Annotated in this window: 16 protein-coding genes; 14 read left to right on the top strand and 2 right to left on the bottom strand. The window is 69.8% G+C overall.

Translation table 11 applies throughout. The annotated features are described in order from the left end of the window. Positions 1–352: 352 nt before the first annotated feature. Genes ACZ60Q_RS11790 through ACZ60Q_RS11835 form a run of 10 tightly spaced genes read left to right on the top strand, consistent with a single transcriptional unit; the run spans position 353 to position 8355 of the window. Positions 353–1870 carry an AMP-binding protein gene (locus tag ACZ60Q_RS11790; protein WP_469631930.1) on the top strand — a complete coding sequence of 506 codons (1518 nt, stop codon included), beginning with the start codon at positions 353–355 and terminating at the stop codon, positions 1868–1870. After that, positions 1867–2130, top strand: coding sequence for a phosphopantetheine-binding protein (locus ACZ60Q_RS11795; RefSeq protein WP_469631933.1), 264 nt, complete (start codon positions 1867–1869; stop codon positions 2128–2130). The genes ACZ60Q_RS11790 and ACZ60Q_RS11795 overlap by 4 nt, the downstream gene beginning before the upstream one ends. A 2-nt stretch (positions 2131–2132) precedes the next feature. Next, entirely contained in the window at positions 2133–3167 is a 1035-nt protein-coding gene (locus ACZ60Q_RS11800) for an anthranilate phosphoribosyltransferase (RefSeq protein WP_469631936.1), read from the top strand. Continuing rightward, the gene (gene trpA, locus ACZ60Q_RS11805; RefSeq protein ID WP_469631938.1) at positions 3164–3982 is read left to right on the top strand and encodes a tryptophan synthase subunit alpha; all 819 of its coding nucleotides are present in this window, start codon (positions 3164–3166) and stop codon (positions 3980–3982) included. Before ACZ60Q_RS11800 ends, trpA begins: the two co-directional genes overlap by 4 nt. Continuing rightward, positions 3979–4353, top strand: a complete 375-nt coding sequence (locus ACZ60Q_RS11810; RefSeq protein WP_469631941.1) for an ectoine synthase — start codon at positions 3979–3981, stop codon at positions 4351–4353. The genes trpA and ACZ60Q_RS11810 overlap by 4 nt, the downstream gene beginning before the upstream one ends. A gap of 12 nt (positions 4354–4365) precedes the next feature. Beyond that, a complete protein-coding gene (locus ACZ60Q_RS11815; protein WP_469631944.1) occupies positions 4366–5505 on the top strand; it encodes an acyl-CoA dehydrogenase family protein in 1140 nt (379 codons plus the stop codon). 6 nt (positions 5506–5511) lie between these two features. After that, positions 5512–6195: a phosphoribosylanthranilate isomerase gene (locus ACZ60Q_RS11820; RefSeq protein WP_469631946.1), complete on the top strand. Its 684-nt coding sequence runs from the start codon at positions 5512–5514 to the stop codon at positions 6193–6195. After that, complete coding sequence (locus ACZ60Q_RS11825; RefSeq protein ID WP_469631949.1) at positions 6192–6977, top strand: beta/alpha barrel domain-containing protein; 786 nt, start codon at positions 6192–6194, stop codon at positions 6975–6977. Before ACZ60Q_RS11820 ends, ACZ60Q_RS11825 begins: the two co-directional genes overlap by 4 nt. Beyond that, entirely contained in the window at positions 6974–7189 is a 216-nt protein-coding gene (locus tag ACZ60Q_RS11830; RefSeq protein ID WP_469631952.1) for an MbtH family protein, read from the top strand. The genes ACZ60Q_RS11825 and ACZ60Q_RS11830 overlap by 4 nt, the downstream gene beginning before the upstream one ends. Positions 7190–7218: 29 nt before the next feature. Beyond that, the gene (locus ACZ60Q_RS11835; protein ID WP_469631954.1) at positions 7219–8355 is read left to right on the top strand and encodes a Glu/Leu/Phe/Val dehydrogenase dimerization domain-containing protein; all 1137 of its coding nucleotides are present in this window, start codon (positions 7219–7221) and stop codon (positions 8353–8355) included. Positions 8356–8448: 93 nt separating this feature from the next. Here ACZ60Q_RS11835 and ACZ60Q_RS11840 read toward each other — a convergent pair whose 3' ends face one another. Continuing rightward, entirely contained in the window at positions 8449–9036 is a 588-nt protein-coding gene (locus tag ACZ60Q_RS11840; RefSeq protein WP_469631956.1) for a TetR/AcrR family transcriptional regulator, read from the bottom strand. Positions 9037–9130: 94 nt separating this feature from the next. Further along, the gene (locus ACZ60Q_RS11845; protein ID WP_469631959.1) at positions 9131–10633 is read right to left on the bottom strand and encodes an MFS transporter; all 1503 of its coding nucleotides are present in this window, start codon (positions 10631–10633) and stop codon (positions 9131–9133) included. Positions 10634–10961: 328 nt separating this feature from the next. Here ACZ60Q_RS11845 and ACZ60Q_RS11850 point away from each other — a divergent pair, with 328 nt between their 5' ends. The 4 genes from ACZ60Q_RS11850 to ACZ60Q_RS11865 all read left to right on the top strand — a co-directional run bounded on the left by ACZ60Q_RS11850 (position 10962) and on the right by ACZ60Q_RS11865 (position 16167). Continuing rightward, entirely contained in the window at positions 10962–11774 is an 813-nt protein-coding gene (locus tag ACZ60Q_RS11850; protein WP_469631962.1) for a hypothetical protein, read from the top strand. 111 nt (positions 11775–11885) lie between these two features. Then, positions 11886–12416 (top strand): carboxymuconolactone decarboxylase family protein, encoded by a 531-nt coding sequence (locus ACZ60Q_RS11855; RefSeq protein ID WP_469631963.1) that lies wholly within the window; start codon positions 11886–11888, stop codon positions 12414–12416. 503 nt (positions 12417–12919) lie between these two features. Beyond that, on the top strand, positions 12920–14218 hold the full coding sequence (locus ACZ60Q_RS11860; RefSeq protein ID WP_469631966.1) for an MFS transporter: 1299 nt from the start codon (positions 12920–12922) through the stop codon (positions 14216–14218). A gap of 374 nt (positions 14219–14592) precedes the next feature. Next, positions 14593–16167, top strand: coding sequence for an alpha/beta hydrolase (locus tag ACZ60Q_RS11865; protein WP_469631968.1), 1575 nt, complete (start codon positions 14593–14595; stop codon positions 16165–16167). The last annotated feature ends 1 nt before the right edge of the window (position 16168 follow it).

A 16168-nucleotide genomic window follows, 5' to 3' on the forward strand; every position in this document is an offset into this window, starting at 1 on the left:
GCTCCGCTCGGCAAGATCGAACAGGGGGACCGGGGCGTCAAGAAATCTTTGCGCGGCTCGGACGGGTTTGGCGGATAACATCTCAATGGCAGAGCAGTGGTGCGGTGTTCTGCTTCGAGGCGTAGAAATCGTCTCCGGTGTCGGTAGGAGCGAACGTGGTGTTCGCGCCGGTCAACGCTTGTACGTCCACTCTGTGGATATCAGGGCGTCATACGGGCGGGCCTGTTTCTCTGGTATTTCTTTTGATGCCGCTGGCCGACCGGAACGCGCTCCTCCATGCCGGACCGACAGGATGAACAAGCGCGTCGTGTACGTCCTTTGAACGGACTCGAACAACAAACTCAGGGAAGTAATGCCGAGGCAACACAATGTGGTGAGTTCCTTTGTCTCCCACGCCATCAGTCACCCTGATGATCCGGCGCTGGTCGGGTGCGGAGAGGCGATGACCTACCGTGAACTCCATGTGCTGGCGAACCGGGAGCGCGCCCGGATCACCCGGCTCGCACCGGAACGGGACAGGCCGATCGGCCTCCTGGCCGTCAAGTCGCCGGCGGCGATCGCCCTGGTACTCGCCTGCCTGATGGAAGGCCGGAGTTTCCTGCTGCCGTCGCCGACGCTCCCCCGTCACGCGCTGACGGAACTCCTCGAGCGGGCCGGCTGCCGGTACGTCCTGTCACCGGAGGACCCATCGGCGTCCTGGCCCGCATCGTCGCACCCCCTCCGCCCGAACGCGGCGGCCGAGCTACGAGGGGCCGGGCCGGGCCGCGACGTGTCCTTCATGTTCACCACCTCCGGCTCCACCGGACAGCCGAAGGTCGTACCCCTGCGCACGGGCGCGGTGGACCGTTTCACCGACTGGGCCGGAGCGAGGTTCCACATCGGGCGCGGGACGACGGTGCTCAGTTACGCCCCGCTCAACTTCGATCTGAGCCTGCTGGACATCTGGACCACCCTCAAGCGCGGTGGCCGCGTCGTTCTGGTCGACCCCGCGCGGGCCACCGACGCGCGCCATCTGCTGGACGTCATGGAGCGGTACGGAGTCCAGATCGTCCAGGCGGTGCCGATGTTCTTCGGGCTGCTCGCCGACGCGGGCGCGGCCCGAGGCCGACGGATCGACACGGTCGAACATGTCATCCTCACCGGCGATCACACGCCCACCCGGGTGCTCGCCGAACTGCCCCGGCTGTTCGGCGACGCGCGCCTGTGCAACGTCTACGGCTGCACCGAGACCAATGACAGCTTCCTGTACGAGATCGACGGCGCCGAACCGCCGGTCCGCCTGCCGATCGGCCGCCCGCTCCCGGGGGTGCACGCGATGATCGTCGACGCCGACGGCGAAACGCTGACGGGGCCGGGAACCGGCGAGCTGTATGTCACGACGCCGTTCCAGACCGACGGCTATCTCGACCGGGAACAGAACGCGGACAGGTTCACGACCCGCCTCCAAGGACAGCAGAGGCTGCGGTACTTCCGCAGCGGAGACCTCGTGCGTCGCGACGAGGCCGGGCGGATCACCCTGGAAGGCCGAAGCGACCACCAGGTCAAGGTCCGGGGAGCACGGGTGAACACCCGCGAGGTCGAGTACGTCCTGGAGGAGCACCGGGATGTGGTCGAGGCGGCGGTGGTGGCGGTGCCCGACGCGGTGGCCGGCCATCTGCTGAGGTGCCAGGTGCGCCGGAGACCGTCCAGCCGGCTGAACAGTCTGGAACTGCGCGGCCACTGTGCCGGGCGGCTTCCCCCCGCCGCGATCCCCTCGGCCCTGCGGATCGTCGACGACCCCCTGCCGAGGACCTCCACCGGCAAGATCGACCGCGAACTGATCGCGGCACACCCCCACCCGTCACAGCCGAGCGAAGGGCCGCAGAGGTGAAACACACCGCACTGGTGACCCAGTTCATCGTCGAGGAATTTCTGCCGGACATCGAAGCCGACGAACTGGACCCCGAATACGACCTGATGGCCGGCGGGGTCATCGACAGCCTCGGTCTGCTCAAGACCCTGGCATGGCTGGAGGACCGGTTCGACCTGCCCGCCGACGAGATCGACCTGGCCCCGGACAGCTTCCGCTCCGTCGGCGCGATCAGCAGACTCATCGAGCGCGTCCATCAGCGTCACCCGGAAGCGGGCTGACCGTGCACGAGGTGCTCCACGCGCTGCTCACCCACGATCGCCCCCTGGAGCAGAGCATGTGGCGGTCCTTCTGGGACGAGCTGCGTGACGGTGAACTCCCTTCCGTCGAGGCAGTGGCCCTGCTGGCCTCACTGTCCACCCGTATGCCCGATCACGACGGGCTGAACGGGTTCCTCCGCTCGCTCGACGAACGCCGCCCGGAAGCCGTCCCGCAGCTGGACAACACGGTCAACATCGTCGGATCCGGCGGCGGTCCGAGAACGTTCAACATCTCCACCGCGGCGGCCTTCACCGCCGCCGCGATGGGCGTCCGCGTGGTCAAGACGGGCTCCCGCGCGTACTCGGGCACCTGCGGTTCCCATGACCTGCTCGAACGGCTCGGCATCGGACTGACCACCTCGTACGAGCAGACCGCCGCCACACTGGAGCGGTTCGGTCTGGCCTTCGCGGGAGGCTTCGTCTACCCGCGGGAGGTGACGCTGCTGGCGCGGCGGATCCTTCCGATGGAGCTGCGGACGCTCGGCCGTTTCCTCAACACGGTCGGGCCGTTCCTGGCCGCGATGCCGGTCTCCGCGCAGCTCGTCGGGGTCTCGGACCCCGGGCTGCTGCCGAGTCTGCGGCAGGTCGCCGCCACCGTCACGGACAGAAGGATCTGGCTGTGCGCCAATGACCTGGGAGTCGATGAACTGGTCAGCGGCGTCGACAACGTCATCCACACCAATGAGGGACCCGGCGAGATCCACCTGAGAGCCGCGGCGCTCGACCCGGAGCCCGGCACGATCGCCGAACTGCGGCCGGCCGAACCCGTCGGGTCGGCGGTGGATCACTTCCTCGACGTGCTGTCCGGAGACCGGCAGGATCTCGCGGTACGCACCGTGTGCCTGAACGCCGCCGCACTGGCTGTCGCGAGTGGGCTCATCAGCGAGTGGACCACAGCGGTCCGGGCGGCATCGGATGCGCTGCTCGACGGCGCCGCTCTCGACCTCGTCCACCGGCTGCGGGCACACACGACAGCGGAGAAGGCGGCCCTGCGGTGAGCGGCTTCTTCGCACGGCGCCCGCCCAACCGGACAGGCCTGGCGATGTTCCTCAACGCGGGCGATCCGCCGCTGCCCGTACTGGCCGACGTCCTGCGGATGCTCGACGACTGCCGGGTGGACTGTGTGGAGCTGGCCGTGCCCTTTCCCGACTCGGTCACCGACGGCCCGGTCAACCGCCGGTCAGCGGCACGAGCCCTGGCCGGCGGCGTCGGGCTCGACGAGGTGATCGGCTTCCTCGGCCGGATCCGGCCACAGCTCGCGCATCTGCGCATCGTGCTCCTGGCCGACTGGAGTCACACGGTCAGACCCGTGACCCTGCCGGACTTCGTCGCCGGGGTCGCCGACTCCGGCGCCGATGGACTGCTCGTCCACGGTCTGCCACCACGGCTGCGGACCGACTACCGCAGAGCCGTCCACAGGGCCGGGCTGCCCATGGTGACCACCTGCTACGCCGCGTCGACGGCCGAAGTGAAGGCCGAGGCCGCCCGGTACGCCTCCGCCTATCTGTATCTGGTCGCCCACTACGGCCGCAGCGGCGGCGTCCTCACCGCCGGCCGCCAGGAGCTCGCCGCCGCGGTGGCCGCGTTGCGGCAGACGGCCACGGCGCCGATCGCGGTCGGGTTCGGCATACGTACCCAGGCGGACCTCGCCAGGGTCCGCGCCCTCGGCGCCGACGCCGCCGTCGTGGGCAGTGCCGGGGTCAGCCGCATCGAGCACGCCCTCGCCGTGCAAGCCGATGTGGTCGAAGAACTCCACACCTTCGTGCGATCCCTTTTCCCTTGTTCGACCCACCAGGCAGGAGACACCCCGTGATCGTCCGGCGACTCGACGAAGTGAAGACCGTGGACTGGGGGAACGGCCTCAGCCGCCGGTTTCTGCTCGAAGCCGACGGCATGGGCTACTCGATGACCGACACCACGGTACGCGCGGGAACCACGTCCCGACTGGAGTACCGGCGCCATCTGGAGGCCTGCTACTGCATCCGGGGCACGGGGGAGGTGGTGGACTCCGCCGGAACCTTCCATCCGATCGAGCCCGGCACGTTCTACGCACTCGACCGGCACGACGCCCACTTCCTCGTCGCGGGACAGGAAGAAGACCTCCGGCTGGTGTGCGTGTTCTCGCCCGCACTGCGCGGCGACGAACAGCACAGCCTGGACCCGTCCGACTTCTCCCAGTACTGACAGGACCGACACATGACCCGATGGAACGCCGACCAGAAGGCCCTGCGCCAGGACCTCGGCCGTCGGTACGACGCGCTGAGCGCGGGCCATACCGAGCGGGACGCCGAGGGCGTCTTCCCGCGAGAGCAGTGGAGACTCATCCGGGAGTCAGGGATCCTGGGGCTCCCCTTCGAGGAGCGGTGGGGCGGGCTCGGCCGGTCCCTGCTCACCACCATGTACGTGCTGGAGGGACTCGGCGAAGGATGCCGGGACGGCGGACTGAACTTCGCGGTCACCACCCACATGGTCAGCACCGGGGTCCCGTTGCAGCGGTTCGGGTCCCCGGAACTCCAACAGCGCCATCTGCCGGGGATCTGCTCCGGCGAAAGGATCGGGGCACACGCGATCACCGAGGAGGGGAGCGGATCCGACGCGCTGGCCATGCGGACGACGGCGACACGCGAGGGCGACGACTTCGTCCTGCGGGGCGACAAGTCCTTCGTCAGCAACGGCCCGGTGGCCGATGTGTTCGTGGTCTACGCCCGTACCCACCCGGACGGAGGCCCGCTCGGCATCACCGCGTTCGCCGTGGAGCGGGGCACCCCGGGGCTGGTCATCGGCGGACCCGTCGGCACCATGGGGCTGAGAACCGCGCCGCTGGGCACCTTGCGCTTCCACGACTGCCGCATCCCCGCGTCCGCCGTGATCGGCCGAGTCGGCTCGGGGTTTCTGATCCTGGACCACGTGATGAAGTGGGAGGTCCTGTGCTCCTTCATCGTCAGTGCCGGGCAGATGCGGTACCGGCTCGACCGCTCTGTCGAGCATGCGCGCAAGCGGACCCAGTTCGGCCGGCCGATCGGTTCGTACCAGTCGATCGCCAACAAGATCGTGGACATGAGGATCGGCCTGGACACCACCCGGAAATGGCTCTATGACACCGCGGTCCGGATGACGGACGGTGCGGACGTCACGCGGGACATCGCCATCAGCAAGCTGCTCGCCGGCGAGAACAACCTCGCCTCCGCCCAGGCGGCCGTACAGATCTTCGGCGGCAGGGGCTATCTGACCGAGTACGGCCTGGAGAAGGACCTGCGCGACGCGACGGCCGGACCGATCTACTCCGGCACCTCGGAGATCCAGCGCAACCGCATCGCGTCCCTGTTGGGGTTGTGACCTCTGATGCTGGTCAAGATCTGCGGAGCCACCACCGTCGAGGACATCGAACTGCTCGCCGCGTCCGGGGCCGATCTCGTCGGCCTGTGGCACGGCATTCCCGGCGGCCGTGCGGATCTGTCGGTGGAGAAGGTCTCGGCACTGGCGCACGCCGCACGCGGCACCGCACGGCTCCGTCCCGTACTTGTCACCTTCCTCCACGACGCCGAGACACTCAGCGCGGCGGCCGCCGGCGCACGGGTGCGCTGGGTCCAACTGCACGGCTACCAGCCGCCGGGCATGGTCCGAGCGCTGAAGAACGCCGCGGAGCTCACCGTCGTCAAGGTCCTGCACCTGGGCGCGGACCGGTGCGTGGAGCGGTCCCTGATCGCGTCGTACGAACGGGCGGGAACGGACGTCTTCCTGCTCGACGCGGTGGCCGGGGACGGCCGGATCGGCAGCACCGCGCACCGGATCGACCGCAGGGCCGTCATGGAGATCGTGGACCGGCTGTCGCGGCCCTTTCTGCTCGCCGGTGGTGTAACGGGCGACAGCGGTCAGGACGACCGGGCGGTGGTGGAGCATCCCCTGTTCCTCGGGATCGATGTGGACACAGCGGCCAGAGACCCCGGTGGACGACTGCGGGCTGCCCGGGTCACCGCTCTGGGACGGGGCTGGCGAGCGATGGACGATCGGAAGGCCGCCAGGTGACGACCACGTTCATCGAGGCACTCCTCGGCGCCCACCGACCGGTGATCATGGAAATCAAGCGGAGGGACTCCGCCGGCCGTGATCTGTTCGGCGGCAGATCGGCCGCCCGGATCGCCGCCGAGTACCTGGACGCCGGCGCCCCCTGCCTCTCCGTGGTGACCGGTCAGTGGTTCGGCGGCACCCAGGACCTGTTGCGCGAGGTCGCCGGGGCAACCGATCTGCCGCTGTTGCAGAAGGACTTCATCACTCGCCGGAGCCAGTTGCTCCAGGCCAGGGAGAGCGGTGCGTCCGCTGTCCTTCTCACGGCCTCGCTGCTGCCGCGCTCCACACTGGGCAACCTGGTCGACCACGGCCTGCGGCTCGGTCTGACCCCATTCGTCGAGGTGGCCGACGAGGCCGAGCTCCGCCGTGTGCCCCATCCCGAGTACTGCGTGGTCGCCGTGAACAACAAGGACATCGCCAACCGGGAGCGCGGCGGGGCGGACACCGGGCGCAGCACGTCACTCCTGCCCGCGGTACTGCGTGCCGGTGCGCGATGCCCGGTCAGCGCCGGCGGGATCGACCGTCCCGAGGTCGCCGCCCGGCTGGTCCGGGAGGGCTTCGCCGGTGTCCTCATCGGGACGGGGCTCCTGCGCGCGGGCAGCCTGCCGAACTGGCTGGACGCCTACGACCGCTGCCACGCCGCCGCCCGCGCCCCGACCGCCTCCGGTCCACCGGACCGGTCCAACCCGCCCGCCGCCCCGGCGGCACCCGTACCCGCCGACACTGGAGACATCACATGAGCGACGCAACGGCAGAGCAGTGGAAGGTCGTCGTCAACGACGAAGAGCAGTACTCGATCTGGGCCGGTGGCCGGGAGTCGCCCGCCGGCTGGTCCGAGGTCGGCGTGCACGGCACCAAGGACGAGTGCCTCGCGCACATCGAGCGCGTGTGGACCGATATGCGCCCCCGGAGCCTGCGGCTGCGGACCGCTGGGGAAGCGGGAGCGCGGTGAACCGGACATTGCCACAGCAGACTCCCGCCGTGGAGACCCCGCCCCTGCTCTCCACCACGCTGAGCATGCCGGGGTGCGACGCGCGGGGTTGGGTCGTCGTCGACCGTGTGGTCGGCGGCCTGGCCATGGGCGGGACCAGGATGACCACGGCGGTGACCGAGCCGGAACTGGCCCGTCTCGCCCGGGCCATGACCCAGAAGCTGGCGCTGGTCGGCCTTCCCATCGGCGGCGCCAAGGCCGGTATCAGACCCGGCCCTGCCGCCGCCGACGACCGGCCCCGGCTCATGCGGGCCTTCGGCCGCGCGGCGGCCCCGCTGCTGCTCGGCGGGGTGTACCTCGGCTGCGACCAAGGCACCACCTACGCCGATCGGCAGCTTGCCTTCGAGGCCGCCGGATACGACATCGCCCGCCGGGCCGGCGCGACCCGTCTCACCGTCGGCTGGTCCGAACTGTGGCACCACATGGCCGACATCACCGGGTTCGGGGTGGCCGTCGCGGTACTCGGCGCCTTGCGCGCCGCCGGTACACGGGCCCCGCGGCGCATCGTGATCCAGGGGTTCGGAACCGTCGGGCGCGCGGTGGCCCACCACCTGGCGGCCCATGGCCACCGGGTGGTGGCGGTGGCCGATGTCCGGGGAACGCTCGAGGACCCGCGCGGACTGCCCGTCGCCGAACTCATCGCCCTCACCGGCGACGACGGCACGATCGACCGGACACGGCTGCCCGCGACGGTCCGGGTGCACGGACCCGGGCGGGCCTGGCTGCACCTCGACGCCGATGTGCTGGTGCTGGCGGCATCCGCCGGCGCGGTGGACGAGGACACGGCGCCCGCGGTCCGTGCGGGCCTGGTGGTCGAGGGCGGAAACATGAGCTGCACCGCCCCGGCCCGTCAGCTGTTGCGGGAGTCCGGCCACACCGTGCTGCCGGATGTGGTCGTCAACGTCGGAGGTGCGGCGGCGACCGGCTGTGTCCTCGCCGGACTGGCCCCGTCCGATCTGCCGCTGCCACAGCTGTCCACCTGGCTGCGCGACTGGGTTTCCGACCGGATCACCAGGAACTGCGAGCTCGTGCAGGAACTGGCCGCTTCGGGCAGTACCGATCCGGTCGCACGACTGCTCGCCTCGTCCGGTGCTCACCGGTCGTCGGCGACCGTCGCCGGACCGTGACCGGCAGGGCGCGGGGCCGTCCGGTTCCGCGCGGCACCGGCCCTCCGATGCCGGGCTCCGTGTCGCCCTGCCGGGCCCTCGCGGGTCCGGCTCTCAGGAAGCGGGCGGGCTGTCCCGGCCTGTCGGCGATTCCAGCAGTTGGCGCAGCATCGGGCCGGAGAGCCGCAGGACGTCGTCCAGGTCCGCTTCGGAGAGGTAGGGCATCTTGAGCATTTCCCGCTGGACCGCGATGCCGAACAGCGTCGCGGACAGGAGAGCGGCCCGCAGGTGGGCGTCCGGGCCGTCCATGGCCTCGGCCAGGGGATCCACTGCCCCCGTGGTCGCTTTCTCGCGGAGGAGCTGTGCGGCTTCCTCGTTGGTCATCGCGGCGCGCAGCAGGGCGAACATCGGGTCGTGCTGCGGCCCGGCGAAGTCCGCGAGCATGGTGCGGAGGTAGTCCGCGCCCTGCTGGTCGGACACTTCCAACTCGGACGGGTCGAATGGAGCCTGCCACTCCACAGCTTCACGGAAGAGGTGCTGCTTGGTGCCGAAGTATTTGATGACCGAGGATTTGTCGCACTCCGCGGCCGCCGCGATGCTGCGGATGGTGGCGCGCTCGTAGCCGTGCCGGGCGAATTCCTGACGGGCGGACTCCAGAATGCGGCGGCGGGTCCGCTGGCCCTTGCGTGCCTGCTCCGGCATGGCGGTGTTCCTCAATCCTCGGGTGACCGGGGTGGTGATCGTACGTGGACGGCCGGGCCCGGGGCGATCTCCCGGGCCCGGCCGTCCTCACATGTCAGCCCATGTGTACGGGGGTCGGCTGGTCGGCCGTCCCGGGCGTCGGGCGCTTGGCGTTGACGGCGAGTCCGACCACGGCGATGCCCGCGATCATCAGGGCCGCCGAACCCACCAGCGCCGCGGTGTAGCCGTCGGTCAGCGCGCTCGCGGCGCGTTCGAGCAGGCTGGTGTCCTGTGTGGCCAGCGCCTGGTAGTAGGCGCCGTCCGCGTTGGGCAGCTTGTCGTCGGCCCTGGTCGTGGAGACGGTCGCCAGGACGGCGAGGCCGATCGCTCCGCCGATCTGCTGGGCGGTGTTGAGCAGCGCCGACGCGATACCGGCGTCCTGGTGGCCGACGCCGGAGACCGCGCCGAGGGTGACGGGGAGGAAGGCTGTTCCCAGGCCGACCGAGGCGATGAACATGGCCGGCATCAGGTGCCCCCAGTAGGAGGATTCCGGGGTCATCGTGCCGAACCACAGCATGCCCGCGGCGGCCAGCGCCAGGCCCGGAATCGTCAGGGTGCGCGGCGCGAACCTCGCCACCAGCTTCGAACCGGCGCCCGTGGCCATGCCCATTCCGAGGCTGAACGGAATGTAGGCCAGACCGGTCTCCAGCGCGTTGAAGCCCAGCACCTGCTGCATGTAGAGCGAGAGGAAGTAGAACATCGCGAACATACCGGCGCCGATGAACAGCATCGTCACGTACGAGCCGGCCCTGTTCCGGTCGGCCAGCAGGCGCAGCGGCATCATCGGCGCCGCGACCCTGGACTGGAGAGACACGAAGGCGGCCAGCAGGACGGCGGCCGCGCCGAAGAGCGCCAGCGTGCTGCCGTTCGTCCAGCCGTGCTCACCGCCCCGGGTGATCGCGTAGACGAGGGAGACGAGACCGGCGGTCCCGGTCACCGCGCCGGGCACATCGAGGCGTCCGCGCACCCGCTCGCTCTCGGCGAGCACCTTCGTGCCGAAAAGGACCGCCAGGCCGATCGGGACGTTCACGAAGAACACCCAGCGCCAGTCGAGATACTCGGTGAGCACGCCGCCGAGCAGCAGCCCGACGGTCGCCCCGATGCCGGACATGCCGGCGTACACCCCCATCGCCTTGTTCCGCGGCGCGCCCTCCGGGAACGTCGTGGTGATCAGCGACAGTGCGGTCGGGGCCGCCACCGCCGCGCCCACGCCCTGGAGCACGCGTGCCGCGATCAGCAGCTCCTGGCTGGTCGCGAAGCCGCCGAGCAGTGACGCGACGGTGAACAGGGCGATGCCGAGCCGGAATATCCTGCGCCGCCCGAACAGGTCGCCGATGCGGCCTCCGAGCAGGAGGAGGCCACCGAAGGCCAGAACGTAGGAGTTGACGACCCAGGCGAGCCCGGAGGCCGAGATGTCCAGTTCTTCCTTGAGGCTCGGCAGCGCGATGTTGGTGATCGTGCCGTCGAGTACGACCATCAGTTGGGCCGAGGCGATGACGGTGAGGGCCAGTCCCAGGTGCCGGCCGGCTCCTGGGGGTGCTGCGGTGGGTGACGACATGACTACCATCCAGAAAAGTGTACGGGCGTTGCTATTTCTGGTTCAGGTAACCGGCCACCCCTGTGTTTGATTCCCCTGGGGGGTATGTGAGCTGCATCACGACGCCTTCGCGTGCCGATCCCTCAGGGGTCTGATCTGTGTCGCGGGGTCGCTCCGGCCTCGGCGGCCCGGCCTTTCGGGCGGGCGCCGCGTCCGGCGGTGGCCCCTCGTGTCGACACGCCGTGCATGGAAATGTTCCTGATGGAAATACCCCCCTGGGGTATGGTGTTGTGGTGGGTATCCGGGACACGGACCACGTCACAGGACGCATCACGAAGGTGGAGACACAATGAACAGCACTTCCGGCCACGACATGACCGGCCACGACATGACCGGCCACGGCGGAGCCCGCCCCGGCGGACTGTCCGTCTCCGAGAACGGGTACACGCTCGAACTCGACGCGACGGTCCTTCCTCTCGGAGCGCAGACGGTCACCTTCCGGATCACCGGCCCCGACGGCATGCCGGTCACCGAGTACGTGGCCGAGCACGAGAAGGAGTTGCACCTCATCGCGGTCCGCCGCGACACCACCGGCTTCCAGCACGTGCACCCTGTGCGGGACGAGCAGGGCACCTGGAGCGTCGGGCTGACCCTGACGCCGGGGGACTGGCGATTCTTCGCCGACATCCACCCGGCCGGACACGACGGAACCATGACGCTGGGGATTGACGCCGCAGTCGCCGGACCGTACGAACCCCAGCCGCTCCCCGAGGACACCCGCACCGCCCGCACCGGCGCGTACACCGTCACCCTCGACGGAGCCCTCGTGCCCGGCGAGGCGAGCGATCTGACCCTCACCGTCAGCAGGGACGGCCGTCCCGTCACCGACCTCCAGCCCTATCTGGGCGCCTACGGGCACCTGGTGGCGCTGCGCACAGGCGACCTCGGCTACCTCCACGTCCACCCGGAGGGCGAGCCCGGTGACGGCACCACCGAGCCGGGGCCGACGATCACCTTCATGGCCGTCGCGCCGACGGGCGGCGCGTACCGCCTCTACCTCGACTTCCAGCACGACGACACCGTCCGGACCGCCGAGTTCACCGTACGGGCCACCACGCCCGCCGCCCCCGCGCCCCCGAGCCACCACCACGGCCACCACTGACCGCGTGAACACCATCGACCGGCCTCCGTGGCACAGGGCGTGGCCAGGAGACCTCCGACCCGGCATGCCCCACCGCCCGCCCCCGCACATACCCATACGCGAAGGACCGTCATGGCCCGTCTGACCCGACTCACCCCCGACACGGCGGTCGGCGCCTCGCGCGACCTCCTCGCCGAACTGGCCTCACGCCACGGCCGGATCGGGGACATGGTCTCCACGATGGCCCACTCGCCCGCTGTCCTGGGCGGCTACCTCCAGCTCAGCCGCGCCATGGGACGCGCCAAGCTCGACCGCAGGGTCAGCGAACGGATCTCGATCGCCGTCCAGACCCGGCAGGGCTGCGGGCTCTGCCTCGACGCCCACATCAGCGCCGCCCGCGCCCTGGGCGTGGACGAGGAAGAGATCGAACGCGCCCGCGAGGGCACCTCGGCCCACCCCGCCATCGCGGCGATCATCGCCCTCGCCCTCCAGGTCTACCGCGAGCCGACGTCGATCACCGACGAACAGATCGGCGTACTGCGCGAGCACGGCTACAGCGACCGCGCGATCGCCGATGTCGTCGGCGTCGTCGCACTCAACATCCTCACCGGCTCCTTCAATCTGCTCGCCGGCCTCACCCCGGGAGGCGACGGCGATGCGTAGAGAGAGACCCGTCTGTATCCGCTGGGCACGGCCGCCACCCCGGCGCCGTGCCCAGCCGCAGGGACACGAAAGGGCAACCGCCATGTGACTGTTGGCCATCCGCGGCTACCGCTGCTTGTTCAGCGCCCAGATCATCGCCCTCCTCGGCACCGGGCCGGCCGCCGTGGCCCTCGGGCTCCTCGCCCATGAATGATGGTCCTGGCCCTGCCGCTGGTCACCGAGGTCCGGCACATCCACGTCCTGATCGGCTTGCTCCCAGCGGCCTCGGCGGCGTTCACCCCGACCTTCCAGGCCGTCATCCCCCACATCGTCACCGACCGGGTCGCCTCCACCCGGGACTTGGGGCCTTGCTCAGGACACCGCGGCTGCGCGGCGTCATGGCATTCAACCTCGTCGCCGCGGCGGGATCGATCGTCGTCGTCAACACGGGATTCCCCCGGCGGATGCGATATACATGCCTTGCAATACCCCGTCGGGGTATCTGGTGTTGGGGAGGGATAGTCGTGGGACTGTTCGCGATTCGCGATTTCCGCCATCTGTTCAGTGCGCAGATCATCGCCCTGTTCGGTACGGGGCTGGCGACCGTCGCGCTGGGGCTGCTCGCCTATGAACTCGCCGGCCCGAGCGCCGGAGCGGTTCTCGCCACCGCTTTGACGATCAAGATGGTCCTGTACGTCGTCATCGCACCGCTGGCCGCGGCCTATGTCGACCGTCTGCCGAGGCGGAGGCTGCTCACCGCCCTCGACGTGGTCCGGGCCCTGGTCGTGATCGCGCTGCCGTTCATCACGGAGATCTGGCAGATCTATGTGCTGATCGGTGTTCTCCAGGCGGCATCCGCCGCGTTCACGCCCACATTCCAGGCGGTGATTCCCGACATCGTCACCGGCGAGGCCGACTTCACCCGGGCGCTGTCGGCCTCTCAAGTCGCCTACACCATGGAGAGCCTGCTGAGCCCGGTGCTCGCGGGCGTGGCGCTGTCGTTCATGACCTTCAACTGGCTCTTCGTCGGCACGTCCATCGGGTTTGTCGTCTCCGCCCTGCTCGTGCTGTCGACACGTGTCCCCGACGCCCGGCCCAGCGAACACACGCGAGCGTGGGACCGCGTCGCCTCGGGGATCCGGACCTTCATCGCGACACCGAGGCTGCGCGGCATCATCGCGCTGAATCTGGTGGTCGCCGCCGCGGGTTCGATCGTCGTGGTCAACACCGTGAACTATGTCCGCGACGAACTCGGCGGAACCCAGACCGACGTCGCCTGGACGCTCGCGGTCTCCGGCGGCGGCACCCTGCTGGTCGCGCTCCTGCTGCCGGGCGTACTCGACCGCATCAGCGAACGCACGGTGATGATGACCGGCGCCACGGTCCTGATGGCGGGCGTCGCCGCCGCCGTCGCGATGAGCGCGGCCGGCTTCACCACCTGGGCGGGCACCGCGGCCGTCTGGGCCGTCATCGGGAGCGGGATGGCGCTGATCGTCACACCGACGGGGCGGGTGCTGCGCCGTTCGGCCAAGCCGAACGCACTGCCAGGGGTCTTCGCGGCCCAGTTCTCGCTGTCCCATCTGGCGTGGCTGGTCACCTATCCCATCGCCGGCTGGGTCGGCACGGAATCAGGGTTCACACTCACCTGGACGATCCTCGCCGCCCTCGCCGCACTGGGCACCGCCGCCGCACTGGCGCTGTGGCCGCACGAGGAGATGGCCGAGGCCGCCGAAACCGTCGCCGACCTCACCGTCCGGGAGGAGACCGAGGCGGCGGAGGGCACGCTCGCCGTCTGCCAATGCACCTGCGTACAGACGGTGTGAGGCCGGAGGCGGCCCTGCCCTGACGCTCCCGGTGCCGGAGACGCCGGAAGGGACGCCTGTGGTGTGTCCTTCACGGCGGCTGCTGGAGACGTTTCCAGGGTAGGGGTCGACCCGGAGAGGCTCGGTGGCTCGCCGCGGCCGGCCGAAGGCCGGATCGACGCCGCAGGACGACCGGATGAGGCGGTGGCCGCGGCCGGGCACCCGTCGGATACCGCAGCACTGTGCGCGATCTGTTTCGCCGGCTGCTGGAGGAAAAGTCGCGTAGACGAACTCCCTTACCCCGTCAGCGCATTACCCTGACCGACGATCCCGCGGTCCGTCCCTCCGGGCCACTGGAGAGCGCCATCAACATCCCGGCGAACGAAGGTACTCCCTTGCTCCTGAGACGACGAGTGACCTCCACGATTGCCCTGGGCATCGCCGCGCTACTCGCCCCCGCGCTCCTCGGCGCTACCGCCGCGGCCGTGCCCACGGCCGGGCCCGGTCCGTCGGTGGCCCCGCCGGCCACCGTGTCCTCATTGGCCTGGCAGGGTTGCGGCGACGGCATTCCCGCGACCGTCGAGTGCGCGACTCTCAAGGTCCCCCTCAACCACCGTGAGCCGGGCGGCAAGAAGCTCGATGTGTCGCTGTCCCGGATCAAGGCCGCCGACCCCGCCAAGCGCCGCGGTGTCCTCCTGTTCAACCCGGGCGGCCCCAGCACCTCCGGGCTCTTCTACCCCCTTGCGCTCAGCGCCTATCTGCCGCAGTCCGTGAAGGACCGGTACGACCTGATCGGTTTTGATCCGCGCGGGGTCGGTTCGAGCAGTCCCATCGCCTGCGGGACGACCGACGCCGGTGAGCGGAAGACGTACCGGCCCTACGCGGAGGCGACGTTCGCCAGGGACGTCGCCTGGGCGCGCGGCATCGCGGACCGGTGCCAAAAACTCAACAAGGAAACGCTCCCGTACATCAACACCCGCGACACGGCACGCGACATGGACATCATCCGCGGGGCCCTCGGGGAGCGGAGGATCTCGTACTTCGGACTGTCGTACGGGACCTATCTCGGTTCCGTGTACACCCAGTTGTTCCCGCACCGTGCCGACCGGTTCGTGCTGGACAGTGCGGTCGACCCCCAGAGGGTCTGGCGGAGCATGGCGCGGTCATGGGCTGTACAGGCCGAAGCCACGTTCGACCGGTGGACCGAGTGGACCGCCCGCCAATCGGCGCGGTACGGACTCGGTGACACGCCCGCCGAGGTCGAGAAGCTGTTCTGGGACATCGTGGCGCGCGCCGACCGGCAGCCGCTGGATCTGGGCGGGACCATCTTCAACGGAGCCGATGTGCGTGAGTACATACGCTGGGAGATCTCCCACCCGTCTCTCGCGGCGGGGACTCTGGGGCTGCTGAGGGACGCCGCCGCGGGCAAGCCCGTCCCGACCTTCCCCATCTTCGTGCCGACCGACAACGAGCTGGCGAGCTATGTGGCGATCATGTGCGGTGATGTCCGCTGGCCCACCCACCCGGCCGTCTACCAGGCCGATGCCAGGCGTGACAGCGTTCGCCACCCCCTGTACGGGGACTCCGTTTCGAATATCTTCCCGTGCGCTTTCTGGGACCGGCCGACCGAAGCGGCCACCAAGGTCCACAACAAGGTCCCCGCGCTCATCGTCCAGAACGAATGGGACCCGCAGACGCCCCTGGTCGCGGCGCTCGGTCTGCGGCGGGCACTGGAGGGCTCCCGGCTCGTCACCGTGGACGAGGGGCAGGGCCATGGTGTCTACTCGCTCGGCATCAGCGCCTGCGCCGACGATGTCACCACGCGGTATCTGACCACCGGCAGGCTCCCCGCCGGGGATGTCACCTGCGCCGCCGACCCGAACTCCGCGGCCGCCGACTCACCTTCCACCACGCCGAACTCCGCCCCCGGGCCGCCGCACTTTCTTCGGGCACTGATTCCCCAGCGGTGAC

The organism is Streptomyces sp. NPDC104313 (assembly GCF_055583985.1).